Source organism: Rhodanobacter koreensis, assembly GCF_054782855.1.
On sequence record NZ_BAAGRR010000002.1, the window covers coordinates 107788 to 130808 of the forward strand.

23 protein-coding genes and 1 tRNA gene are annotated in these 23021 nt (G+C 65.2%); 6 read left to right on the plus strand and 18 right to left on the minus strand.

Annotation, left to right across the window (positions count from 1 at the left end):
- Window positions 1–40: 40 nt before the first annotated feature.
- The 7 genes from ACYVKM_RS06215 to ACYVKM_RS06245 form a co-directional block, all read right to left on the minus strand.
- A complete protein-coding gene (locus ACYVKM_RS06215; protein ID WP_460876716.1) occupies window positions 41–769 on the minus strand; it encodes a UDP-2,3-diacylglucosamine diphosphatase in 729 nt (242 codons plus the stop codon).
- Window positions 770–777: 8 nt separating this feature from the next.
- Window positions 778–1509: a peptidylprolyl isomerase gene (locus tag ACYVKM_RS06220; protein WP_460876718.1), complete on the minus strand. Its 732-nt coding sequence runs from the start codon at window positions 1507–1509 to the stop codon at window positions 778–780.
- A gap of 75 nt (window positions 1510–1584) precedes the next feature.
- Complete coding sequence (locus ACYVKM_RS06225; RefSeq protein ID WP_460876719.1) at window positions 1585–3102, minus strand: Ppx/GppA phosphatase family protein; 1518 nt, start codon at window positions 3100–3102, stop codon at window positions 1585–1587.
- An 82-nt stretch (window positions 3103–3184) separates the two neighbouring features.
- Window positions 3185–5275: a polyphosphate kinase 1 gene (gene ppk1, locus ACYVKM_RS06230; RefSeq protein WP_460876721.1), complete on the minus strand. Its 2091-nt coding sequence runs from the start codon at window positions 5273–5275 to the stop codon at window positions 3185–3187.
- A 315-nt stretch (window positions 5276–5590) separates the two neighbouring features.
- On the minus strand, window positions 5591–6859 hold the full coding sequence (phoR, locus tag ACYVKM_RS06235; RefSeq protein ID WP_460876723.1) for a phosphate regulon sensor histidine kinase PhoR: 1269 nt from the start codon (window positions 6857–6859) through the stop codon (window positions 5591–5593).
- Between the two features lie 82 nt (window positions 6860–6941).
- The gene (phoB, locus tag ACYVKM_RS06240) at window positions 6942–7631 is read right to left on the minus strand and encodes a phosphate regulon transcriptional regulator PhoB (RefSeq protein ID WP_077442663.1); all 690 of its coding nucleotides are present in this window, start codon (window positions 7629–7631) and stop codon (window positions 6942–6944) included.
- Window positions 7632–7713: 82 nt separating this feature from the next.
- On the minus strand, window positions 7714–9411 hold the full coding sequence (locus ACYVKM_RS06245; protein ID WP_460876725.1) for a M48 family metalloprotease: 1698 nt from the start codon (window positions 9409–9411) through the stop codon (window positions 7714–7716).
- A 116-nt stretch (window positions 9412–9527) separates the two neighbouring features.
- Between ACYVKM_RS06245 and grxC the strand changes: the two genes are divergently transcribed.
- The 4 genes from grxC to ACYVKM_RS06265 all read left to right on the plus strand — a co-directional run bounded on the left by grxC (window position 9528) and on the right by ACYVKM_RS06265 (window position 12683).
- Window positions 9528–9791, plus strand: coding sequence for a glutaredoxin 3 (grxC, locus tag ACYVKM_RS06250; RefSeq protein WP_460876726.1), 264 nt, complete (start codon window positions 9528–9530; stop codon window positions 9789–9791).
- A complete protein-coding gene (locus ACYVKM_RS06255; protein ID WP_460876728.1) occupies window positions 9788–10168 on the plus strand; it encodes a carboxymuconolactone decarboxylase family protein in 381 nt (126 codons plus the stop codon). Before grxC ends, ACYVKM_RS06255 begins: the two co-directional genes overlap by 4 nt.
- 211 nt (window positions 10169–10379) lie before the next feature.
- Complete coding sequence (locus ACYVKM_RS06260; protein WP_460876729.1) at window positions 10380–11393, plus strand: isocitrate dehydrogenase; 1014 nt, start codon at window positions 10380–10382, stop codon at window positions 11391–11393.
- A 156-nt stretch (window positions 11394–11549) separates the two neighbouring features.
- Window positions 11550–12683: a helix-turn-helix domain-containing protein gene (locus ACYVKM_RS06265; protein WP_460876730.1), complete on the plus strand. Its 1134-nt coding sequence runs from the start codon at window positions 11550–11552 to the stop codon at window positions 12681–12683.
- Here ACYVKM_RS06265 and ACYVKM_RS06270 read toward each other — a convergent pair.
- The 9 genes from ACYVKM_RS06270 to ACYVKM_RS06310 all read right to left on the minus strand — a co-directional run bounded on the left by ACYVKM_RS06270 (window position 12673) and on the right by ACYVKM_RS06310 (window position 20618).
- Window positions 12673–14082, minus strand: a complete 1410-nt coding sequence (locus ACYVKM_RS06270) for a serine hydrolase domain-containing protein (RefSeq protein WP_460876732.1) — start codon at window positions 14080–14082, stop codon at window positions 12673–12675. The two genes, ACYVKM_RS06265 and ACYVKM_RS06270, sit on opposite strands and share 11 nt — an antisense overlap.
- 132 nt (window positions 14083–14214) lie before the next feature.
- A complete protein-coding gene (locus ACYVKM_RS06275) occupies window positions 14215–14535 on the minus strand; it encodes a hypothetical protein (protein ID WP_460876733.1) in 321 nt (106 codons plus the stop codon).
- A gap of 10 nt (window positions 14536–14545) precedes the next feature.
- Entirely contained in the window at window positions 14546–15001 is a 456-nt protein-coding gene (locus ACYVKM_RS06280) for a carboxymuconolactone decarboxylase family protein (protein WP_460876735.1), read from the minus strand.
- A gap of 37 nt (window positions 15002–15038) precedes the next feature.
- Entirely contained in the window at window positions 15039–15944 is a 906-nt protein-coding gene (gene sigJ / locus ACYVKM_RS06285) for an RNA polymerase sigma factor SigJ (RefSeq protein WP_460876737.1), read from the minus strand.
- Window positions 15945–16001: 57 nt separating this feature from the next.
- Window positions 16002–16958 (minus strand): aspartyl/asparaginyl beta-hydroxylase domain-containing protein, encoded by a 957-nt coding sequence (locus tag ACYVKM_RS06290; protein WP_460877791.1) that lies wholly within the window; start codon window positions 16956–16958, stop codon window positions 16002–16004.
- An 88-nt stretch (window positions 16959–17046) separates the two neighbouring features.
- Complete coding sequence (gene thiD, locus ACYVKM_RS06295) at window positions 17047–17832, minus strand: bifunctional hydroxymethylpyrimidine kinase/phosphomethylpyrimidine kinase (RefSeq protein WP_460876739.1); 786 nt, start codon at window positions 17830–17832, stop codon at window positions 17047–17049.
- 10 nt (window positions 17833–17842) lie between these two features.
- On the minus strand, window positions 17843–19225 hold the full coding sequence (locus tag ACYVKM_RS06300; RefSeq protein ID WP_460876741.1) for a PhoH family protein: 1383 nt from the start codon (window positions 19223–19225) through the stop codon (window positions 17843–17845).
- A gap of 133 nt (window positions 19226–19358) precedes the next feature.
- On the minus strand, window positions 19359–19820 hold the full coding sequence (locus ACYVKM_RS06305) for a peroxiredoxin (RefSeq protein WP_460876743.1): 462 nt from the start codon (window positions 19818–19820) through the stop codon (window positions 19359–19361).
- Window positions 19821–20042: 222 nt separating this feature from the next.
- The gene (locus ACYVKM_RS06310; RefSeq protein WP_460876745.1) at window positions 20043–20618 is read right to left on the minus strand and encodes a glycine cleavage system transcriptional repressor; all 576 of its coding nucleotides are present in this window, start codon (window positions 20616–20618) and stop codon (window positions 20043–20045) included.
- Between the two features lie 125 nt (window positions 20619–20743).
- Here ACYVKM_RS06310 and dapA point away from each other — a divergent pair, with 125 nt between their 5' ends.
- Window positions 20744–21640: a 4-hydroxy-tetrahydrodipicolinate synthase gene (gene dapA, locus ACYVKM_RS06315; RefSeq protein WP_460876747.1), complete on the plus strand. Its 897-nt coding sequence runs from the start codon at window positions 20744–20746 to the stop codon at window positions 21638–21640.
- Between the two features lie 35 nt (window positions 21641–21675).
- Window positions 21676–22278, plus strand: coding sequence for a hypothetical protein (locus tag ACYVKM_RS06320; RefSeq protein WP_460876749.1), 603 nt, complete (start codon window positions 21676–21678; stop codon window positions 22276–22278).
- Between the two features lie 72 nt (window positions 22279–22350).
- Here ACYVKM_RS06320 and fdxA read toward each other — a convergent pair whose 3' ends face one another.
- Both fdxA and ACYVKM_RS06330 read right to left on the minus strand, forming a co-directional pair.
- Window positions 22351–22674, minus strand: a complete 324-nt coding sequence (gene fdxA / locus ACYVKM_RS06325) for a ferredoxin FdxA (protein WP_077442435.1) — start codon at window positions 22672–22674, stop codon at window positions 22351–22353.
- Window positions 22675–22825: 151 nt separating this feature from the next.
- Window positions 22826–22901: transfer RNA gene (locus tag ACYVKM_RS06330), tRNA-Glu, on the minus strand.
- Window positions 22902–23021: the final 120 nt, after the last annotated feature.

Consider the following 23021-nt stretch of genomic DNA (forward strand, 5'->3'; position numbering starts at 1 on the left):
GGGCGATGCTGCCGCGGCCCGACCCGGCATCGCCGTTTGCTCAGCCGACGGCCAGTCCGCGCAGGTCCACGCCGTCCACGGTTACCCGCAGCACCGAGCCGTGCTCGTACCAGTCGCCGAGCACAATGCGCTGGGCTGGCTGGCCGTCCAGCTCGAACGCGTGCACGGCGGGTCGGTGCGTATGCCCGTGGATCATCCGTGTCACGCCGGCGTGGCGCATCGCCTCGGCCACCGCGTCGGCATTCACGTCCATGATGCTTTCCATCGTGCTGCCGGTGTGCTGGCGGCTTTCCTCGCGTGCCCTGGCGGCGAGCGCGCGGCGCGCCTCCAGCGGCATCGCCAGCACCTGCGCCTGCCATTCGGGCGAGCGCAGCTGCCGGCGCGCGGCCTGGTAGGCGACGTCGTCGGTGCACAGCACGTCGCCGTGCATCAGCAGGGTGGGGCGGCTCTGGATGTCGTGCACGGTGCCATCGTCGAGCAGGGTCATGCCGGCGTGCCGCGCAAACGTCTCGCCGAGCAGGAAGTCACGGTTGCCGACCATGAAGTACACCGGCACGCCGGCATCGCGTACGGCGCGGGTGGCATGGGCGATGCGCTGCGGCAGTTCGGCGTCGTCGTCGTCGCCGATCCAGGCCTCGACCAGGTCGCCGAGGATGTACAGCGCGTCGGCGTGGCGGACCTCGTCGCTGGCGAGGTAGTTTTCGAAGAGCGCGGTGATCTTTGGCCGACTGGGATCGAGGTGCAGATCGGCGATGAACAGGGTAGCCATCTCGACGCTCAGCCGTTGCTGCCGGGCTTGGCGGGTTTCCGGCCCGGCTTGGTCGCCGGTTTGACGGTTGCCGGTGTCGCTGCGGCAGGCGACTTGGCGCTGCTGGCCGGGGCAGGAGACGCTTCCTCGCCGATCACATGCGCGCTCTCGATCAGCACCAGCGGGTTCGGCACGTCGCCGGCAAACGGGCCGAGCGCGTGGGTCGGCAGGGCGGCGATCTTGTCGACCACGTCCATGCCCTTGATCACCTTGCCGAACACGGTATAGCCCCAGGTCAGGCCGCTCTGGTTGCCGACGAAATCCAGTCGCCGGTTGTCGACCAGGTTGAAGAAGAACTGCGAAGTGCCGGAATTCGGATCGGCACCGCGCGCCACCGCCACGGTGCCGCGCAGGTTGGACAGGCCGTTGTCGGCTTCGCTGGCGATGGCCGGACGCGTGCGCTTCGGCTGCAGGTCGCGTGTATACAGGCCGCCCTGCAGCAGATACCCGGGAATGGCCCGATGCAGCAGGGTGCCGTCGTAGAAGCCGTCGCGCACGTACTGCAGGAAATTGGCCACGCTCTTCGGCGCCTTGTCCGGATACAGCTCCAGCGTGATGTCGCCCTGCGAGGTATGCAGCAGTACCTGGGGCGTTGGCGATGCGGTCGCGGCGGTGGCCGGCTTGGCGGCTTGTGCCGCCAGGGTCAGTGGCAGGGTTGCCAACAGGATCGGCAGGAGGATGGCGAGCAGGGACTTGAGCATGGGCTTCGACAGTCTGGACGTCGGGACATGATACGCGGCCACGGCGCGGCGTGGTTCAGAAGCCCGCAACAGCGATCAGCTGGCGGATAGTTCCAGCCTCAAACCCAGCTCGGCCATCGGCGCCTGTTCCTGCTGCAGGTCGGCCTCGCTGAGCGGATGCTGTTCCAGCCAGGCGATCGGCAGGCTCAGTCGCAGGGACTTGCTGTTGGCGGCCAGGCGCATCGGCGGCAACGACTCGGCACGGCGGGCACGACGGAACAGCACGGCCAGGCGCAGCAGCGCGGTGGTGTAGCGCGCCAGCTGGCGGTAACGCTGTGGCAGCGCCATGAGCGCCGCCCGATCCGGTTTGCGTCGGTGCATCTCGACCACGGCCGCCAGCAACTGCTGTTCCTGTCGCGAGAAGCCGGCGAGGTCGGCATTGCGCAGGATGTAGGCGCCATGGTGGTGATGCTGGCTGTGCGCGATGGCCAGGCCGATCTCGTGTACGCGCGATGCCCACGACAGCCACTCGCGTGCGTCGGCGTCCAGTTTCCAGGACTTGGCGACCTGGTCGAACAGCATCAATGCGGTCGACTCCACCCGACGCGCCTGGGCGCGGTCCACGCCGTAGCGGGTGGCCAGTGCATCGATGCTGGCGGTACGCGGGTCGCTGCCGCCGGCGCGGCCGAGCAGGTCCCACAGCAGGCCTTCACGCATCGAGCTTTCGCATACGCGCATCCGCTCGATGCCGAGCGCGGCGAACGCTGCCTCGAAGATCACCACGCCACCGGCGATCACCGGTGCCCGATCCTCGACCAGGCCGGGCAGCTTGAGCGTGTCGACCTGGCCATGCTCGATCAGCACGTCGCGCAACGCGGCGAGCGAGGTCGGGGTGATGCCGTCATCGGAAAACTTCATCGCCTGCACCACCGCGCCGATCGACTTGGCGGTGCCGGACGAACCAAAGGCATCCTGCCAGCCCGATTCGCGGTAATCCTCGGCAAACTGCTGCAGCAGCACGCCGATCTCGCTGCGCGCGCGCTGCCAGCGTTTGCGGTTGAGCTTGCCGCCGGGGAAGAAGCGCAGGGTCGAGGCGATGCAGCCGGCCTGCACGCTCTCGGTATGCAGCGGCGCCAGTCCGCGGCCGATGATGAATTCGGTGCTGCCGCCGCCGACGTCGATCACCAGCCGTGGCTCGCGCGAAGCGGGCAGGTCGTGCGCGGCGCCGAGGAAGATCAGGCGGCCTTCCTCGCGACCGGACACGACCTCGATCGGATGGCCGAGCGCCGCTTCGGCGGCGGTCAGGAAGACCTGGGGCGAGGCCAGCCGGCGCACCGTGTTGGTGGCCACGGCGCGCACCCGTATCGAGGGCAGGCCGGCGATGCGCTGGCCGAAACGGGCCAGGCAGTTCAGCGCGCGTGCGCGCCGCTCGGCGTCCAGCGTGCCATCGGCGCGCAAACCGGCGGCCATCCGCACGGTGTCGCGCAGCCGGTCGATCACCCGGGGCTCGCCGTGCTCCATGCGCGCCACCACCATGTGGAAGCTGTTCGAGCCCATGTCCACCGCGGCGATCAGTTCGCCATCGCGGATCGGTGTCTGTTCGGCAGCACTCACGCCAATGCTCCGGGAATGGCGTGGTGCGGGTTTCCGCAGGCACGCGCGAGATGGATGAAATGCTGCCTCACGATGGGCCGGCTCACGGGCAGAACCGTTCGAGCAGGCCTTGCTGCGCACTGTATGGCGGGTTGTCGCCGGGCTGCGCGCGTGCGTAGCGGCCGTTGCTGTCAAGCAACCATGCCTGGGTGTTGTCGGCCAGTCCGTTGGCGAGGGTTTCCTCGAATACGCGTGCCGCCAGTTCGGGATCGAGGATGGGAAACGCCACTTCAATCCGCCGCATCAGGTTGCGCTCCATCCAGTCGGCGCTGGCGCAGTAGATCTCGGCATCGCCGTCGTTGGCGAACCAGTACACGCGGCTGTGTTCGAGGAAGCGCCCGATGATCGAGCGCACGCGGATGCGCTCGGAGATGCCGGGCAGGCCGGGCCGCAGGGTACAGGCGCCACGCACGATCAGGTCGATCTCCACACCGGCCTGCGAGGCGCGATACAGCGCTTCGATCACATGCGCCTCGTTCAGTGCGTTGAGCTTGGCGACGATGCGCGCGGGCCGGCCCGAACGTGCATGGGCAGTCTCGCGCTCGATCTTGGCGAGCACGCTGGTGTACAGCGTGAATGGTGAATGGAGCAGTCGCTTGAGCTTGATCATCGGCCCCAGTCCCGACAGTTGCTGGAATATCTTGTGCAGATCTTCACCAATCTCCTCATTGGCGGTCATCAGTCCGATGTCGGTATAGCTGCGGCTGTTGATCTGGTGGTAGTTGCCGGTGGACAGATGCACGTAACGTCGCAGCGTCTCGCCTTCGCGCCGCACGATCAGCATCATCTTGGCGTGGGTCTTGTAGCCGACCACGCCGTAGACCACCTGCACGCCGGCTTCCTGCAGCCGGGTCGCCAGGCGGATGTTGGCTTCCTCGTCAAAACGCGCGCGCAGTTCGATCACCACGGTGACATCCTTGCCATGGCGCGCGGCCTCCACCAGCAGGTCGACCAGCGGGGTGTCCTCGCCGGCGCGGTACAGGGTCTGCTTGATCGCCAGCACCTGCGGGTCGGCGGTAGCCTGGCGCAGCAGGTCGATCACCGCGGCGAAGCTCTGGTACGGGTGGTGCAGCAGCACGTCGCGCTGGCTGATCAGGTCGAACTTGTTCCTGCCGCTTTCCAGTGCCGTTGGCAGCTGCGGATTGAAGCGCGGGAACTTCAGTTCCGGTCGGTCGAGCCAGTCGTAGATCAGTCCGGCGCGGATGATGTTGACCGGCCCATCGCAGCGGTACACGTCGCCTTCTTCCAGCTGGAAGTTCTGGATCAGCATCGTCGTGATCGCCTGCGGGCAATCGTTGGCGATCTCCAGCCGCACCGGCCGTGCATAGCCGCGGCCGACCAGCTCCTCGCTGAGCGCGAGCGCCAGGTTCTCGACCTCGGCTTCCTCGACGATCAGCTCGCTGTTGCGGGTGACCCGGAACTGATACGAGCCGACCACCTTGAAGCCCGGAAACATCAGGTCGACGAAGGCCTGCAGCAGTTCGGCCAGGAACACGAAATGCTCGCCCGGCCCGCTGACCTCGGCCGGTACGCGGATGATCCGCGGCAGCGAACGGGGCGCCCGCACCAGTGCCATGTGCCCCTCGTGGCCGAATGCGTCGCGCCCCTTCAGCACCACGGCGATGTTCAGCGTCTTGTTGAGGATGCGCGGAAACGGGTGGGCCGGGTCCAGTCCCAGCGGCGACAGCACCGGCAGCACCTCATGCTCGAAATAGCCCAGCAGCCAGCGCCGCTGACGCGGATTCCAGCGCTTGCGGTTGAGCACATGGATGCGCTCGGCGTCGAGCTGCGGGCCGAGCTCGTGCCAGCAGGCATATTGCTCGGTGACCAGGTCCAGCGCACGGGTACGGATCCGCGTCAGCAGTTCGCCGGAAGGCAAGCCGTCCGGCCCTGGTGCGGCCGAGCCATAGGCATGGTGGTGCTTGAGCATCGCCACCCGCACCTCGAAGAATTCATCGAGGTTGTTCGCCACGATGCTCAGGTAACGCAGCCGCTCCAGCAGCGGTATGGCAGGATCGCGCGCCATCGCCAGCACGCGGAAATTGAATTCCAGCGCGGCCAGTTCGCGGCTGAAGTAAAGGCCGGGGGAGGTCAGGTCAGGTTCGCTGGGCGAGGCAGGGGATGGATGATGCATGCTTCATTCTGGCTTAAGAGCCTGTTCAATGTCTCCACGTGGCCCGCGCCGGGAGCTGTTTGCGCGCAGGCCAAGGAAGAAGGAAGGAGTGGACGTCCGTCCACGACCGAGTGATGACGCTGGCATGTGGGCAAACAGACCCGGCCCTTCGGGTTGTCCTCGCCTGGGCGCCATGCGCCCGCGCGCGGCTTGAGCTACCGGGCCAGGTAGCTGCTGCGCCACGCACGACCACCTAGCGCCCAGGCGAGGACAACGCGGGCCACGTGGAGACATTGAACAGGCTCTGAAGCGCAGGCCAAGGAAACGCCGCAGCGCTCAACCCTCGTCGCCACCACCGGGTGGCAGCAATCGTGCATGACCGAAATGACAGGTAAACGTCGAGCCAGCGCCGGGCGTGCTCTCGATCCGTAGCTGCGCCTGATGCAGATTCAGCACATGCTTGACGATCGACAAGCCGAGCCCGGTGCCGCCGCTGTCACGCGAACGGCTGGAGGAGATCCGGTAGAAGCGTTCGGTGAGCCGGGCCAGATGCGACGCCGGAATGCCGAAACCGGTATCGATGACCGAGTACGACGCGCCGTCGGGCGTGCGCTGCCAGCGGATGGTGATGCTGCCGCCAGTCGGGGTATAGCGCACCGCGTTGCTGACCAGGTTCGACAGCGCGCTGTGCAGATCCTTCGGTGAGCCGAGCAGATCCGCCTCGGCGGTAGACTCGAGGGTGATCTGGTGGCGGCCCTGGCTGAGTGCCTCGGCTTCCTTGCGTACGGTGGCCAGCAGCGGCGCCATCGGTACCCGCTCGTCGACGATCTGGTGCTGGGTTTCCAGCCGGGACAGGGCAAGCAGATCCTCGACGATCTGGCCCATCCGTTTCGACTGCGCGCGCATCTCGCCCAGCACCGGCGCCAGTTCGGGCACATCTTCCGGATCGATCAGTTCGAGGTAGCCGTGGATCACCGTCAGCGGCGTACGCAGCTCATGCGAAACATTGGCGACGAAGTCGCGCCTAACCTGCTCCAGCCGGTTCAGATGGCTGATGTCGCGCGCCAGCAGCAACTGCTGGCGGCGCCCGAAGGGAAGCATGCTGACATTGAGCTGGCTGTTTGCATGGCCTGGGGCAGCCACGTCGTTGAGCGGTTCCTGGGCTCCATCACGCAGCCAGTCGGACAGATCCGAGGTGGCCAGCCGCTGCTGCAGGGCGACGCCACGATCCTTCGGTCGGCGCAGCCCGAGCAGATCCTCGGCGGCGTGATTGAACCAGCGCACGTGCTGATCCTGGTCGAGCAGCACCACGGCATCCGGCAACTGGCTGGCGGCGTTGCGCAGGTCGCGCAGACTGGAGGCAATACGACGGGAGCGCGTCATGAAACGGTCATGCTGGAGAGGGCTGGCGGAAGCCGGTGCTGCCATCATGGGCTGCGTTTGATGACGGATTCGGGTCAGCAGCAAGACGACTTCCGCCATGGCGACCAGGGCCACCCCGCTGGCGACGTGCCCATGAACGAGCCAGCCCAGCAACCCGCCCGCAAGCAGGGCTGCCGCGAGCGCAGCAGGCCATTTCCAGGGGAATGTTGCAGCTTGGGCCATGCGGACGGAGTGCCGGTGGGCTCAGGGTGGCGGGGACCCAGCATCGGCAAAAGCCGGACGTACCGCAAGCCCGTAGCGCAGCTCAGGCGCTCAGCGAGAAGCGGTAACCGGTGCCGCGCACGGTCTGCACCATGTCCTCGAGTTTCCACGGCTCCAGTGTCTTGCGCAGGCGGCGGATATGCACATCGACGGTGCGTTCCTCCACATAGACGCTGCCGCCCCATACGTGGTCGAGCAGTTGCGTGCGCGAATAGACGCGTTCGGGATGGGTCATGAAGAAATACAGCAGGCGATATTCGGTCGGGCCGATCGGCACCGCCTCGTCGCCGGCAAAGACCCGATGCGCCGGGCCGTCGATACGCAGCCTGCCCAGCTCGACCATGCCGGAACCGTCGTCGCCCTGGCTGCGCCGCAGCACGGCCTTGATCCGCGCGATCAGCTCGCGGGTGGAGAACGGTTTCACCACGTAATCGTCGACACCGGCTTCCAGGCCGTTGACGCGGTCCATCTCCTCACCGCGCGCGGTGAGCATGATGATCGGGATCTCGCGGCTGAGCTCTTCCTTGCGCAGGCGGCGGGCCAGTTCCAGCCCGCTGGTGCCGGGCAGCATCCAGTCCAGCAGGATCAGGTCGGGCACCTGCTCGGCAATCGCCAGCTGGGCGGCGCGTGCGTCGGCGGCCTGCATTGCGTCCATACCGGCCTTGCGCAGGGCAAAAGCGATCATTTCGCGGATCGATGCTTCGTCTTCAACGATCAGGATGCGTTTGTGCACGCCGTGGTCCGCCGGTGGCTTGTGACGAAGATATTGCAGCGCACTAATGTTACGCGTCGATGACACCCATGCAAGCGCGGTGTCACGGATGCGCCAGGTCGGCGGCACCCGGTCCGGCGTCGAGGCCGAAGCAGACTCTTCCGCTGCAGGCGCCCGGCTGCTGCCACTGCTGGCCATCCGGACGGTCGTCGGTCCTGATCCGGCGCTTGTGCAGTTCCAGCACCAGCGGGGTCAGTTCGGCGATGCGCGCTTGGATGCGCACCCGGGCGTAATAGTCCAGGTCGTCGCGTTTGAGCAGGCGTTTGAGTTGCTCCATCGCGTCGAACGGGCGGCCGGAGTAATAGCTGGCGTCGGCAAAGGCCTCGCCGGCGCGAATCTTGTCGCCGGCCTTGTCGCTGGCGCGGGCGTAGGCGCTGTAGATCTCGGGCTCGCTGGCGTTGTCCAGCAGAGGCCGCAGCAGGTCTGCCGCCTGGCTGGCCTGGGCCGTGTCACCACCGTTGGTGAGTGCTTCGGCATAAGCCAGGGCTACGGCGCGATTGCGCGGCGACTGCGCATTGAGGCCGCTGTAGATGGCCATGGCCGCGGCACGCTGGCCGGCCTGCAGACGCGCATCGGCCAGTGCCAGCCGCAGGATCAGGTTGTCCGGGCGTGACTTCAGAAGGGGCTGCAATTGTTCCACCGCCTGCACACCGCGGCCGCTGCGGGTGAGCGCCAGGGCATAACCGTAACGGTTCGCGACGGTGTCGAAACCCGGCTGGGTCTGCAGGCTGGACGCGTAGTAGATGGCCAGTTTGGGGGCGTCGCCCGCCAGCACGCGAACGCGTTCGCGCATGAATGCCCAGGTGTCCTTGCGATCAGCCGAGGCCAGCGACCGACCCAGTGCGGAAGGGTCCTTGAGGAAGGGGATCGGTGCCGTGATCTTTCCCCATTGGCTGCTATCCATGGTGTTGCCGGCCGGACGCAGCTTCTGTGCGGCGATCAGGGCGCCGGCGCGTGACTTCGCATCGCTGATGCGTGCGGTGGTCACCGGATGGGTCTGCAGCAGTGCCGGTACGTCTTCGCCACCGGCACCGGCGCTCATGGCGTCTTCCATCCGTTCGAAGAAACCGGCCATCGCGTTGGGATCAAAACCCGCATTGGCCAGTGTCTGGATGCCGACGCGATCGGCCTCGATCTCGTCGTGCCGGGTGAAGTTGATCGATTTCTGCGCGATCAGGCCCTGGCCGCCAGCCAGCACCGCCATCGGCGCGTCGCCGCGACTGCCGGCACCGGCAACGATCGCGCCAAGCAGCACCAGCGCCATCAGCGGCGCATCCTTCTTCGAATCCTCGAACGCGCGCTGCAGATGGTTTTGCGTGATGTGGCCGATCTCGTGGGCGATCACGCCGGCCAGCTCGCTTTCGTTCTGGGTGATCGTGATGAGCCCCGAGTTCACCGCGATATAGCCACCCGGCGCGGCGAACGCGTTGATCTCCGGGTCCTTCACGATGAAGAACGCGAAATGGTCCTTCGGCTTGTCGCAGTTGGCGACCAGCCGGTAGCCGAGGTCGTTGATGTAGTCGTCCAGCAAGGGATCGTCCACCACCATGTCCAGCGCACGCATCTGCCGCAGCATGGCGTCGCCGTAATCCTGTGCCTCCTGCGGCGAAATCAGCGCGTTCGCGGAACTGCCCAGGTCCGGCAGGCGCACGTCCTGCTGCGCGCTGGCGGCACAGGTCAGCGTGGCGGTGATCAAGGCCGCCAACAGGCGCGGGACGGGTCGTCGTGGTGTCATGGTCATGGGTAGGTGACAATAGCACTGTGACCACCGCCGGCGGCCCGGGTTCAGTGCTTGAGTTGCCGGCCGGCGCGCCCCATCTTGGGCAGGTCTCTACCTGCTGTTGCGGAGTTGTCGTGATGTCGAAGATCGAGGTCTATTCCACCGCCGTATGCCCGTACTGCGTGGCCGCCAAGAACCTGCTCAAGTCCAGGGGGCTGGAGTGGAGCGAGGTGCGCGTCGATACGGACCCGGCCCAGCGCGACGCCATGCTGGCGCGCAGCGGTGGGCACCGCACGGTGCCGCAGATCTTCATCAACGACCAGTTCGTGGGTGGCTATGACGAGCTGGTGGCGGCCGATCGCAGCGGCAAGCTGGCGCAACTGCTGGAGCAGACCGCATGAGCGACCGTCTCGCCGAATTCACCGCGTTCCGCCAGCGCATGAACGAGCGCATCCTGGCCGAGGACAACCAGGTCGTGCGGCGCTTCTTTGCACTGGACACGCAGACCTACAAGGCCGGCGCGCTGGACGTGAAGACCAAGGAGATGCTGGGCCTGGTCGCCTCGCTGGTACTGCGCTGCGACGACTGCATCAGCTACCACGTGGCCCAGTGCAAGGAAGCCGGCGTCGAGCGCGACGCGTTCTTCGAGGTGTTCAGCGTGGGCCTGGTGGTGGGCGGTTCGATCGTGATCCCGCATCTGCGCCGTGCGGTGGATCTGCTCGACCAGCTGGAATCCGGCACCGCCGCGGATGCCGCGGGCTGCACCGACCACGCCTGACGAAAGTTTGTGCGGCAGCCAGCCGTGTGCTGCACGGCACGCAACCACCGTGCGCTTTTTTGCCATGCTGCGTGCGAGTATTTTCAACGCCTTGCGGGATGCCTGCACTGTTCGCGTGACAGCGCATCGGCGATAATTGACCGGTTTTCAGCGTGTGCCTGCTTCCCCGCCGCATGCGCTGCTCGTTAGTTTCCGTTCAAGGAGTTCCCCCATGAGCAAGACGATTGCCGTGATCCCGGGCGATGGCATCGGCCCGGAGATCATGACTGCCACGCTGCGCGTGCTCGACGCGCTGGACTGTGGCCTGACCTATGACTTCGTCGACGCCGGCATGGTCGCGCTGGAGAAGCACGGCGAGCTGTTGCCGCAGTCCACGCTGGATGTGATCGGCAAGCACAAGGTGGCGTTGAAAGGTCCGCTGACCACGCCGATCGGCGACGGCTTCACTTCGATCAACGTGACCCTGCGCCGGCATTTCGACCTGTACGCGAACGTGCGTCCGGCGATCAGTTTCCCGGGTACCAAGTCGCGCTACGAGAACATCGACATCATCACGGTGCGCGAGAATACCGAGGGCGCGTACCGCTCCGAGGGACAGACGCTGTCCGCCGACGGCGAGATCGCCGAATCGGTCGCCCGCAACACCCGCAAGGGCAGCAGCCGCATCGTGCGCTACGCGTTCGAGCTGGCGGTGAAGAAGGGCCGCAAGAAGGTCACCGCGGTGCACAAGGCGAACATCCTGAAGACCAGTTCGGGCCTGTTCCTCAACGTGGCACGCGAGATCGCCAAGGAATATCCGCAGATCGAGTTCAACGAGATGATCGTGGACAACACCTGCATGCAGCTGGTGATGAAGCCCGAGCAGTTCGACGTGATCGTCACCACCAACCTGTTCGGCGACATCCTGTCCGATCTCTGCGCCGGCCTGGTCGGCGGGCTGGGTCTGGCGCCGGGCGACAACATCGGCACGACCGCGGCGATCTTCGAGGCGGTGCACGGTTCGGCGCCGGACATCGCCGGCAAGGGCATAGCCAATCCGTGCGCGCTGCTGCTGGCCGCTGCGGACATGCTCGACTACCTGGACATGGTGGCCAAGGGCGACCGTTTGCGCCAGGCGATCCGTGCCACCATGACCGACGATCGCGCCAGCGTGACGCCGGATATCGGCGGCAAGGGAAGCACGGACAGCTTCGCCGACGCCATCGTGCGCCGTCTGACAGCCTGAACCCGTTGGCTGTCGTCACCAAAAGCCGCGGTTTTGCCGCGGCTTTTTCATTGGATCAACAAGGGCCGAGCCGTTAGGATTTTCAATCACGTTGCCGCTTGATGAGTTTGCTCGCATCGATACGCGGCATTGCCATGGGACACCGGGATTTCCTTGATGCCAGAAGTCGCCAGCAATCACGCCTACGTCGTCTGGGTCTTTGTCTACATCGCCGCTGCGCTGCAGGCCGCGCTGCTGGCACTGGCATTGTGGCGACGGCCGGTCAATTCCGAGGCGAACCGGGTGCTGGCGGTGTGGGTCGCGCTGACCGGTGTGGATCTGGCGGTGAAGGCGATCTACTGGGATACCTTGCTGCCGGAGTGGTTCAGGGCGTACCGGTTCGTCGCGCTGTTTCCGTTTCTGTACGGCAGTCTGTTCTTCGTCTACGTGCGCGCGCTGATCGACGCCCGTGGTTTCCGTTTGCGCGACGGCGTGCATCTGCTTGGCTTTGGCGTGATGCTGGTGCTGAATGCGCATGTTCTGCTGATGAGCGATGCACAGATGCAGGCGCTGTCTTCCCGCTGGGTGGGCGGCGAGAAGACCATCGGTTCGTGGTTCGACATTTCCTTGTTCGTGTACAGCCTGTCGTACGTGGCGGCCGCGCTGGTACGCGTGCACCGCTACCGCCGTCATCTGCGCGAGCGCCGATCGGATGCCGATCGCATGTCGTTGCGCTGGATCGATGTCATGGCCGGCTGCCAGGTCGTCATCTGGATCATCGCGACAATGCAGTGGCTGGCGACGGTGCCGGGTATCGACTACCGCCTGCTGTTCGGTGCCATCGCTGCATGGGTGTGCGTGGTGGGCTGGTTCAGCCTGAATCAGGCGCCGGTGGTGAACGAGCCGGCGGTGTCCGACACGACCGGAGCGAGCCGGCAGTCGGCCGATGTCGACGATGCGCGCTTCCCCGCGGTGGAGGCGCGTCTGTCGCAATTGATGCAAGGTGACGACGCGCTCTACCGCGAGCCCGCGCTCACCATTGGTCAGGTGGCGAAGCGCAGCGGTTATCCCGAGTACCTGGTGTCGACCGTGATCAACCGGCGCTTCGGTGGCAGTTTCTGGGACTACATCAACCGCCTGCGCGTCGAGGCGGTGCGCCATTGTCTGGCCGATCGCGACGACGCGCGCACCATCCTCGACATTGCCTACGACTGCGGCTTCACCTCCAAGTCCACTTTCAATGCCGCCTTCAAGCGGCAGGTCGGCGAAACCCCGAGCAGCTACCGCAAGTCGGCAACGATCACCTCGTAGCTGTCGCGGCGGCAGCGCGATCCTGCGGCTGGTGGTGCAGGGCGGCGATGATCGCGGCGATCATGTCCTCGATGCCTGTGCCGTAGTTGATCGAGATGCCCATGCGCACCACCACCAGGCGTTCGGAAGGCACGATCACCACGTATTGCCCGAACGCGCCACGTGCGTAGTACATGTCCTTCGGCAACTGCGGCATGCCCCACGGCGCATCCCAGACCGGCACGCTGCCCTTGTCCACCAGGTTGGTCCAGAAGCCGGCGCCATAGCCGGTCTTGAGTGTCTGCGAATGGCTGTAGGCGACCCAGCCTTCCGGCAGGATGCGGTGGCCGTCGACCACACCGTCGTCGAGATAGAGCTGGCCGAAACGGGCGAAGTCACGTGCCGAGGCATAGACGTTGCTCGCACCGACCGGCGTGCCGGTGGCGTCGGTCTCGATGACGGCGCTGCGCATGCCCAGCGGTCCGAACAGCTCGCGCCGCACGAAGCGCTCGGCATCGACGGCATGGCCGCCGGCTGCATCGCGGATCATCCGCCCGAGCAGGAGATAGCTGAGGTTGCTGTAACCCCAGACCGTGCCGGGCGGATGGGCGAGCGGCATCTTCGCGGCATAGCCGGCCATGTCGGGTTCCAGGAACAGCATGCGCGTCATCGGGCTGAGCGCATCCTCGGTCTCGTCGAACGGCAGGCCGCTGTCCATGCGCAGCAACTGGTCGACGGTGACGGCACGATGCGGATCCGCCGGTGCGCGCCAGGCGGCGATCGGTGCGGGCTGGTCCAGCCGTAGCCTGCCCTGGCGCACCAGGATGCCGATCAAGGCGTTGACCACCGATTTCGTCAGCGAGTGGGCGTAGATCGGTGTATCCGGCCCATAGCCGGGAGCGTAACGCTCGGCGATCAGCTGGCCGTCGTGCAATACCACCACCGCCTTGGTCAGCCGCGGGTGGGCCGGGTCGGGTTCGGCAAAGGCGTGGTCGAGTGCGTGGCGGATCGCCGGGTCACCTGGTTCGACCACGGTCGCCGGGTAGGCACCGGCGATCGGGGCAGGCTTGAAGCCGGCCGCCTCGGGTACGGCACCGTCGCCATGCATGAGCAGGCAGCCGAGTCCGTCACGGTAGACCGCCCGCGCGGTGAAGTCGCCCAGCATCGTGCTGCGCACTTCGCGCCGGGCGCGATCCACCTCGTAGTGGATCGCCCAGCCAATGCCGCGCATCAGCGGCAGCTGTTCCTCCCGGAATGTCTGTTGCGGATCGACTTGCGACACGAACGCCGCCGCGCACAGCGAGCGGCTGACCGAGCCGGTGGCGGTACGGAAAAGGTTCTTGCCGATGGTGCCGACCCAGAGGGCTGCGGCAAGCAGGAGGACGAGCAGGGTGACGAGGATGGTTTTGAGCAAGCGCATGGCCATGGTGATCCGCCGGGTCGTGTTGTCGGGGCGCTCAGCATGGGCAGTACGCGGGTGGGTGATCGTCCGGTTCGGCGGAATCGTACGGCGCCGGCGCATGGCAGGGGTGCCATCCGGCCGGCTCGGACTTCAGTCCACCGCACAACCGTTGTCGTCGCAGCCGCGCAACTCGCGTTCGATGCGCCGGCGCAGCAGGGGAATCCGCAGCAACGGCAGCAGAGGCCAGTAGGCCGGGATCTGCCGGCACAGCAGGGCGAACCCGGCGGCCCCGCGCAAGGTCGTGCCGCTGCGCAGATCCTGCACCACGACTTCGCCCAGGCGCAGCGGACCCACGGGCGAGACGCCCGTGGCATCCTCGAAGCGGCCAAGCCAATCGAGCCGGTGGTGCAGCCGTGCATAGCGTGCGCACTTCGCGCAGTCCGGGTGGCGGTACAACCTGATCGAGGCCATGGCCGGATCGTCAGTGCTTCGCCGGCTGGTAGCTGCCCACGTCCGCCACCGACGGTATGGCGATGCGGTTCCAGCTGTTGATCAGGACGACCGCCATGTTGAGGTCGATCAACTGTTCTTCGCTGAATTCGGCGCGGGTCTGTTCGTAGACCTCGTCCGGCACGCCGTGGATCGGGTCGAGCCGGGTCACCGCCTCGCACCAGGCCAGCGCGGCACGCTCGCGCGCGCTGTAGAACGGCGCTTCGCGCCAGGCCTGCAGCAAATACAGGCGCTGCTCGGTCTCGCCGGCGGCGCGGGCGTCCTTGCTGTGCATGTCTAGGCAATAGGCGCAGCCGTTGAGCTGCGAGACGCGCATCAGCACCAGTTCGATCAGGTTTTGTTCGAGACCGCAGTTCTTGACGTATTCGCTTAGGGCGAACAGCGGCTTCACGGCGTTAAGGCGTTTGTTGATGTTGAAACGGGGCATGGGATTTTCCTTGCAGTGTGCGGCCGGGGTTGGCCGTTCAATGCAAGGACGTGGACATCGCCGATTTCGTGACAGCCGCCAGCCGGGCGAGTTTTCCGGGGTGACGCAATGCATGCATCGCGGTGATGCGCTCGCCGTCGTCGTCGATCCAGCTGGCTGCGATCAGCGTGTCGCCGTACCAGCTGAACAGGGCCGGCGTGCCGTTGAGCTGGTGGATCTCGTGGCGCACGCCGAGATGGTTCTGCTGCAACGCGATCTGCATGTAAAGCCGTGCCAGCCGCTCGGCACCGTGCAGCGGATGCAGGGTGGCCCGTGCCAGGCCGCCGCCGTCGGACACTTGCAGCGCATCTTCGGCAAACAGGGCGCGCAGGGTTTCCGTGTCCGGCTGCTGCAAGGCCTGCACGAAGCGTTCCAGCAGGCGGCGCTGGGTGCCGACATCCACCTTCATCGGTTGGCGCGGACGATCCTCGCGTAACCGCTGCTTTGCTCGGTGCACGCGCTGGCGGCAGGCATCTTCGCTGATGTCGAGCATCGCGGCCGTTTCGGCATGGCTGTAGTCGAACACCTCGCGCAGCAGGAAGGCGGCGCGTTCCTCGGCACTCAGCCGCTCCAGCAGCAACAGGAAGGTGAGAGTCAGACTTTCGGCGCGTTCGAGCTGGGCCTCGGGCTGTTCGGAATCGACGATCAGCGGTTCCGGCAGCCATGGGCCAGGATAGTGCGCACGCTCGGTCTTGGCGCGGCGCAGGCGGTCGAGTGCAATGCGTGTGGTCACGGTGACCAGCCATGCTTCGGCGTCATCCAGCGCGTCAATATCCTGTGCATGCCAGCGCAACCAGGTGTCATGCAGCACATCCTCGGCATCGGTGGGCGTACCGAGCATGCGGTAGGCCAGCCCGAACAGGCGTGGTCGGTGTTGCTGGAACAGGGCGGTAGGCGAATCCATGGCGTTCTCCGGCGAGGTACGCATCAAGGACGCACGGGGATCATCCGATGTGACAGCTCAGCGGAAGAATGGCCACGGCGCCAGGAAGATCAGCCAGATCATCAACAGGATGCCGAGGTATTTGCAGGCCTTGTAAAGCTTCTTGTAGCGGGTCTTGAACACCGCCTTGAACGCATGGCCAGCACCCCGCTTTCGCTGGCTGAGCGCAAACAGGCGGTTCACGAAGCCGGTTTTCTCCGCTTCGCCCTCGGTATTCGGCGAAGCGGTGATCTTGCCCATGAACGCGCCGACCCGATGGTTGATCGTATTCATCCAGCGCGTGCGCAAGGGTCGCTCGACATCGGCGAAAAGGATCACCCGGGTCTGTTCGGTCTTGTTCTCGGCCCAGTGCACATACGTCTCGTCGAACACCACGTCCTTGCCATCACCCCAGGCGTGTTCTTCGCCATCGACGAAGATGCGGCAGTCCTGCGAATTAGGTGTGATCAGACCCAGGTGATAGCGCAGCGAGCCGGCGAACGGATCGCGGTGCGGGTTGAGCTTGCTGCCCGGCGGCAGCAGCGCGAACATCGCCGCCTTCACGCTGGGAATCGACTTCAGCAGGGCTACGGTCTGCGGGCACAGCGCTTCGGCCGAGGCCAGAGGTTCGCCGTACCATTTCAGGTAGAAACGCTTCCAGCCCTGCTTGAAGAAACTGTTGAAGCTGGCGTCGTTGCTCTTTGCGGCGGCGCGGATATAACCCTCGTCGAACAGGTGGGTGGCCTCGTCGCGGATGGCCTGCCAGTTCGCCTGCAGCAGATCGAGCTGCGGGAAGCCGCGGCGATCGAGGATAGGCCTGGCCGGCACCGCCGAGAACGCATACATCAGCAGGTTGTACGGCGCGAACACCGCAGAGTGATCGACCAGCTGGCGATCGAAACGCAGTCGCACTCTTCCGCGCAGGTGCACCAGCAGCACGCATAGCGCGAAGAAGGCGAACAGCGCCAGCAGGACGAGGCGGGGAGCAAGGATCATGTCGACGGGTACGGCCATGGCGGAGCGGTCAGAGGCGCCATTCTACTCGCTTGCCCCCTGCCTTCCTCATCAAGAGCCGTGCTGGCGTTCAGTGTCGCAACACGTGGGCGCCACCACCACCGGGGCGATAGCCACGTTGCAGCGCGCGGTGCACATAGGCAACCGCACGGCGTACGGCGGATCGCGGCGAACGGCCGCAGGCAAGTTCGGCGGTGACCGCCGAGGCCAGGGTGCAGCCGGTGCCATGGCCTTCCAGCGGCAGGCGTCGATGACGCAGTTCCAGCACGCCGCGGGCATCGTAGTAGCGATCCACCGCCTCGCTGCCTCTGCCGTGGCCACCCTTGAGCAGGACGGCGCCGGCACCAAGCGCCAGCAGTGCTTCACCGGCAGCATCGCATTGTGCGGCGGTCCTGATCGGGCGCCCGAGCAGTGCCTCGGCTTCCGGAAGATTGGGGGTGAGGATATCGGCCAGCGGGATCAACTCTTCGGTCAACACCTCGACCGCCTCTTCATCCAGCAGGCGCGCACCGCTGGTGGCGATCATCACCGGATCGACCACCAGCCAGGCCGGTTTGCGCGCCGACATTTCGCGCGCCACCAGCCGGGTGATCGCCGCACTGCCGAGCATGCCGGTTTTCACCGCGGCAATCGGAAAGTCGTCGAACAATGCGGCCAGCTGGCTGCGGATATGCGTCAACGGCACCGCATGCACGGCGCCGATGTCGCGGGTGTTCTGCGAAGTGATGGCCGTGATCGCGGAAAGTCCGTGTACGCCATGTGCGTGAAAGGTCTTCAGATCGGCCTGGATGCCCGCGCCACCGCCGGAATCGGAGCCGGCGATGGTGAGGGCGATGGGTGGTTGCGCACGTTGCATGCTGTCGAGCTTAAAGCGACTCCGCCGCGAAATCCGCCAGCCGCGAGCGTTCGCCACGGCGCAGGGTGATATGCGCCGAATGCTCCCACTGCTTGAAGCGGTCCACCGCGTAGGTGAGGCCGGAGGTGGTTTCGGTGAGGTAGGGCGTGTCGATCTGTTCGACGTTGCCGAGGCAGACGATCTTGGTGCCGGGACCGGCGCGGGTGATCAGGGTCTTCATCTGCTTCGGGGTGAGGTTCTGCGCCTCGTCGATGATCAGGTAGCGGCTCAGGAAGGTGCGCCCGCGCATGAAGTTGAGCGAGCGGATCTTGATGCGCGAGGCGAGCAGGTCGTTGGTGGCCTGGCGGCCCCAGCTGCCGCCATCCTCGGGGTTGGCGAGAACCTCGAGGTTGTCGGTCAACGCACCCATCCACGGCGTCATCTTCTCTTCCTCGGTGCCGGGCAGGAAACCGATGTCCTCGCCCACCGAGACGGTGGCACGGGTCATGATGATCTCGCGGTAGCGCTGCTGGTCCATCACTTGCGCGAGGCCGGCGGCCAGTGCCAGCAGGGTCTTGCCGGTGCCGGCGTTGCCGAGCAGGGTGACGAAGTCGACGTCCGGGTCCATCAGCGCGTTGAGCGCGAAGTTCTGCTCGCGGTTGCGTGCGCCGATGCCCCAGACGTGGTGGTTGGCATGCGAATGATCATCCAGCAGCACCAGCGTGGCGCTGGTATCGTCGAGATGCAGCACGCGCAGCTCGACGCTGTTCTCGCCGGGCAGGAACAGGCATTCGTTGGGATGCCAGTTTTCTTCCTCGTGACGATCCACCTTGTAGAACGTGCGCCCGCGCTCGGTCCACGACTGCACTTCCGGATGCCGGTCCCAGAAGTCCTCGCTCAGCTCGGTGGAACCGGTATAGAGCAAAGAAAAATCATCAAGCGCGCGATCGTTTTCGTAGTCCTCGGCGACGATGCCGTTGATGCTCGCCTTGATCCGCAGGTTGATGTCCTTGGTGACCAGGATCACCGCGCGATCGGGGTTCTGGTCGCGCAGCTCGATCACTGCGGACAGGATCTGGTTGTCGGCCTTGGTGTGACCGTTGCTGGTGGTGCGGTGCTGGAAGTACAGCCGGCCGACCGAACCGCCGCGCTTGAGCTTGATGCCCTGCGGATTGCTCAGTTCCAGCCCTTCGCCCAGGTCATGCTGCTTGCCCAGTTCGATCAGTTCGTTGAGGAAGCGGCTGACCTGGCGGCCATTGCGTGAAACTTCCGAGGCGCCCTTCTTTTTTTCGTCCAGTTCCTCCAGCACAGTCATCGGGATGAAGACGTCGTGCTCCTCGAAGCGGAACAGCGAAGTCGGGTCGTGCAGCAGGACGTTGGTGTCGAGAGCGTAGATGCGCTTGCTTCCGGTCATGCGGAAGTGTCCTCGCTGGTGGGAAGGTGAAGGAGCCGTGGCGCATGGCTGGCCACGGAGGTGCAGTCACGATGTGTCCTGCCGGTCGGCTGCCGGCGCACCGTGCGGATGAAGGCCTTGAACAGCGGGTTGGTCACTGGGCAGGGATGGCGTCGAGCACGGTCCGGGCATGGCCAGGTACTTTCACCCCGCGCCATTCGTGGGCCAGCTTGCCCGCGGGATCGATCAGGAAGGTGCTGCGCACGACACCGAGGTAACGTTTTCCGTAAAGCACTTTCTCGTGAATCACATCGAATGCCTGGCACCAGGTTTCGTCGGCATCCGAAACCAGCGGAAACGGCAGCTCCTGCTTCGCTGCGAAGTTTGCGTGCGATTTTACCGAGTCGCGTGACACGCCGATGACCTCTGCATGGCGCTTGCGGAACTGCGCGTACAGGTCGCGAAAATCCTTCGCCTCGCTGGTGCAGCCGGGCGTGCTGTCCTTGGGGTAGAAGTACACCACGATCCACTGACCCTTCAGGCTGGCGAGTTTCAATGTGCTGCCGTCGCCGGTGATGCCGCTGAGCGAAGGGGCCTTCTTGCCGATTTCGGGCATGACTACTCCTGCATAGCGATGAAGAGCCGCTGTGCATGGTTGTGGAATGGAGGATTCGGGGGGCGGCTGACAGAGAACGCTGCGGGCGGTGCGCAGAAGGCGATCGGATTGGATCGACACGGTGACTGCAATGCAACGTTCCTCGGTAGTCCCGGAACAAAGACTAGCGCGTGCGCGGCAGCGGATGACAGTCCTTGTCAGGAAGGCGCGATCGCGCGATGCTCAGAATTTGACCGGATCCATGATCGCATCGAGATTCAGGCCATCGCACAGCTCGAGAAAATCATCGCGCAGCGCGGCAATGTGGATCTCCGCCGGGATACCGATGGTGAACTGGGCCTGGAACATCTCCGCACCGGTCTGCATCGCCTGATAGCGGGTCGAATTGAGCTGTTCCACGCTGATTCCATGCTGGGTGAAGAACTCCACGATGCGCGACACGATGCCGGGCCGGTCGGCCGCCACCACTTCCACCAGGTAGGGCAGCAGGTGCGAGCTGTTTTCGCGCGGTCCGGTGCGGTAGTGCACCAGCCGCAGGCTTTCGTCGCGAGCCAGCTTGGTAAGGGCGGTCTCGAGCTTTGCCAGGGCATCCCATGCGCCACTGGCCAGCAGCATCAGCGAGATTTCCGTGCCGATCGTCGACACGCGCGACTCGGACAGGTTGCAGCCGGCATCGGCAATCCGCTTGGCCAGAGCCAGCAGCGGCGACTTGTTCGCCGGCGTGAGCGCCTGGATCAGCAGCTGGTTGTCGTTGCCTGCCCGGGCAGCCGGGGCAGTAGGGACGGAAGTCGGTTTCAAGGGTTCTACCTGTGGCAGCAGGCCACGCGATGCGGAAGCACTGAGATTACTCCGATCGAGCTTACTTGCCCGTCTCGCGAGGCGGCAAGTAACATGTACAGCTTGATCTGGAGCGGAATCGAGCCTTGAACATACGCGGAAGCATCTGCGCTCTGGTGACCCCGTTCGCGGCCGATGGTGCACTCGACCTGGCGGCGTTTGCCCGGTTGCTCGACCATCAGCTTGCCGGCGGCACACAGGCACTCGTGGTGGCGGGTTCCACCGGCGAGGCGCACATGCTGGAGCACGACGAGTTCGATCGCCTGCTGGCGTTCGCGGTGGAACATGTGGCGGGGCGGGTGCCGGTAATCGCCGGCACCGGCGAAGCGGGTACCGCCAAGACCGTCGCCTTGACCCGTCGCGCCAGGACGCTGGGGGCCGATGCGGCACTGGTAGTGACGCCGTATTACGTGCGCCCGACCCAGGAGGGCCTGCGCCGCCATTTCCTCGAAGTGGCCGAGCAGGGGGGGCTGCCGGTTGTGCTGTACAACGTGCCTGGCCGCACCGGCTGCGACCTGTTGCCGGAGACCGTTGCCGGCCTGCGCGAGCATCCGGCGATCCTCGGAATCAAGGAGGCGCGCAATGATCGCGAGCGGATTTCGGCGCTGGCGGAACTTGTGCGCCCGGATTTCGTCTATCTGTCCGGCGATGACGGCAGCGCCGGTGAGGCCATGCTGGCAGGTGCGGCCGGTACCATCTCGGTGGTGGCCAACCTGGTACCACAGGCGTTCCGGGCATTGTGCGATGTGGCGACTGGCGGTGATCATGCCGCCACGGCGCGGTGTCATGCGACACTTGAACCGCTGGTGCAGGCGCTCAACTGCGCGCCGAATCCCATAGCGGTCAAGGCGGGGCTGCCCTGGCTGGGGCTGGGGCTGGCGTTACCTAGATTGCCCCTGGTTGAACTGAACGACGGTCCGGATCGCGCCCGATTGCACCAAGCGCTGTCCAGTCTGGCATCCTTGGCGACTGCGGCCGGTTGAAACGGTTGCCTGACTTACTCACGGAATCCCATTACATGAAGAAAACCTCGCTCCTCGTGGCCGTGTCGGCTGTGGCCTTCGGTGGCCTGCTGCTTTCCGGCTGCGGCATGTTCCGCTCGCACAAGGCGTGGGAGGCCGCACAGCAGCAATCGCCGCTGGAGATTCCGCCGACACTGGATCGTCCCACGACCAGCGATGCGCTGGTGATACCGCCGCCTGGCGCGAACCAGCCGACCTCCAACGGTGCGACGGCCAGCGTGGGCGGTGCCCCCGGCCAGATGGGCCAGGTTTCCGATGGCTTTGTGCATGTCGGCAATGTGGACAGTATCTACAGCCGGGTCGGCCAAGTGCTGGCAGGCGGGACTCTGGGGCAGCTTGTCAGCCACGACGATGCCGCACACAGCTACGTGGTCACGGTGACCGCCGCGGCGATCCAGCAAAAGAAGAAGGGCTTCTTCTCGCGCATGTTCGGAAGGGACAAGAGTGATTCCGCCAGCACGGTGGGAACTCCGCACCAGGTCCAGATAACCGTCAGCAGCAGTGGCGAGGCTGCCAGCGAAATTCGCGCACAAAGCGATTCCATTGCGGCTGTGGGCAAGGCAATCGACACGTTGAAGTCGAGTCTGGGCAAGAAGTAAGCGTATCGGCCGATTGACCGACACAGAAAAACGCCGCCTCGAAGGCGGCGTTTTTTTATGGGTGGCTGGAAGTCAGCGCTGCAGCAGCTTGAGCTTGTCCGGTTTGCCTTCCCAGTCCTTGGCATCGGCCGGGCTGTCCTTGCGTTCGGTGATCACCGGCCAGTCCTTCGCCAATTCGGCATTCAGCGCGACAAACGCTTCCTGGCCCGCGGGCACGTCGTCTTCGGGATAGATCGCGTTGATCGGGCACTCGGGTTCGCACAGGGTGCAATCGATGCACTCGTCCGGATCGATCACGAGGAAGTTGGGGCCTTCATGGAAGGCATCGACCGGGCAGACCTCGACGCAATCGGTGTATTTGCACTTGATGCAGTTGTCGATGACGACGAAAGTCATGGAAGCAATTCAGCTGTAAGTGTGGCGGTCGAAAGGCTCTTGTGAAGAGTGCGGCCATCGATGGCCGCTGCTGGTCTGGCCAATGGCCAAGAGCCGCAATTTACAGAGACCCTTCCAGACAACGGCAATCATGGATGATTGCACAGTGTAGTGGTGCTCCCTACGAGACTCGAACTCGTGTTCCCGCCTTGAGAGGGCAGTGTCCTAGGCCACTAGACGAAGGGAGCGTTATCCTGCGAGGCGCGCTAGTATAACGGAATTGTTTCGTCCGGCAATGCTTGGCGCGCACCGGTACTACCGTTCGCAACAGTGTTGTCCGTGCGTGTTCCTGCGATAGCTGGCAGCAC

Coding starts and splice junctions, on each gene's coding strand:
- ACYVKM_RS06215 (WP_460876716.1), bottom strand. CDS start 769: ATGGCTACCCTGTTCATCGCCGATCTGCACCTCGATCCCAGTCGGCCA.
- ACYVKM_RS06220 (WP_460876718.1), bottom strand. CDS start 1,509: ATGCTCAAGTCCCTGCTCGCCATCCTCCTGCCGATCCTGTTGGCAACC.
- ppk1 (WP_460876721.1), bottom strand. CDS start 5,275: ATGCATCATCCATCCCCTGCCTCGCCCAGCGAACCTGACCTGACCTCC.
- phoR (WP_460876723.1), bottom strand. CDS start 6,859: ATGGCCCAAGCTGCAACATTCCCCTGGAAATGGCCTGCTGCGCTCGCG.
- ACYVKM_RS06245 (WP_460876725.1), bottom strand. CDS start 9,411: ATGACCATGACACCACGACGACCCGTCCCGCGCCTGTTGGCGGCCTTG.
- grxC (WP_460876726.1), top strand. CDS start 9,528: ATGTCGAAGATCGAGGTCTATTCCACCGCCGTATGCCCGTACTGCGTG.
- ACYVKM_RS06255 (WP_460876728.1), top strand. CDS start 9,788: ATGAGCGACCGTCTCGCCGAATTCACCGCGTTCCGCCAGCGCATGAAC.
- ACYVKM_RS06260 (WP_460876729.1), top strand. CDS start 10,380: ATGAGCAAGACGATTGCCGTGATCCCGGGCGATGGCATCGGCCCGGAG.
- ACYVKM_RS06265 (WP_460876730.1), top strand. CDS start 11,550: ATGCCAGAAGTCGCCAGCAATCACGCCTACGTCGTCTGGGTCTTTGTC.
- ACYVKM_RS06270 (WP_460876732.1), bottom strand. CDS start 14,082: ATGCGCTTGCTCAAAACCATCCTCGTCACCCTGCTCGTCCTCCTGCTT.
- ACYVKM_RS06275 (WP_460876733.1), bottom strand. CDS start 14,535: ATGGCCTCGATCAGGTTGTACCGCCACCCGGACTGCGCGAAGTGCGCA.
- ACYVKM_RS06280 (WP_460876735.1), bottom strand. CDS start 15,001: ATGCCCCGTTTCAACATCAACAAACGCCTTAACGCCGTGAAGCCGCTG.
- sigJ (WP_460876737.1), bottom strand. CDS start 15,944: ATGGATTCGCCTACCGCCCTGTTCCAGCAACACCGACCACGCCTGTTC.
- ACYVKM_RS06290 (WP_460877791.1), bottom strand. CDS start 16,958: ATGATCCTTGCTCCCCGCCTCGTCCTGCTGGCGCTGTTCGCCTTCTTC.
- thiD (WP_460876739.1), bottom strand. CDS start 17,832: ATGCAACGTGCGCAACCACCCATCGCCCTCACCATCGCCGGCTCCGAT.
- ACYVKM_RS06300 (WP_460876741.1), bottom strand. CDS start 19,225: ATGACCGGAAGCAAGCGCATCTACGCTCTCGACACCAACGTCCTGCTG.
- ACYVKM_RS06305 (WP_460876743.1), bottom strand. CDS start 19,820: ATGCCCGAAATCGGCAAGAAGGCCCCTTCGCTCAGCGGCATCACCGGC.
- ACYVKM_RS06320 (WP_460876749.1), top strand. CDS start 21,676: ATGAAGAAAACCTCGCTCCTCGTGGCCGTGTCGGCTGTGGCCTTCGGT.
- fdxA (WP_077442435.1), bottom strand. CDS start 22,674: ATGACTTTCGTCGTCATCGACAACTGCATCAAGTGCAAATACACCGAT.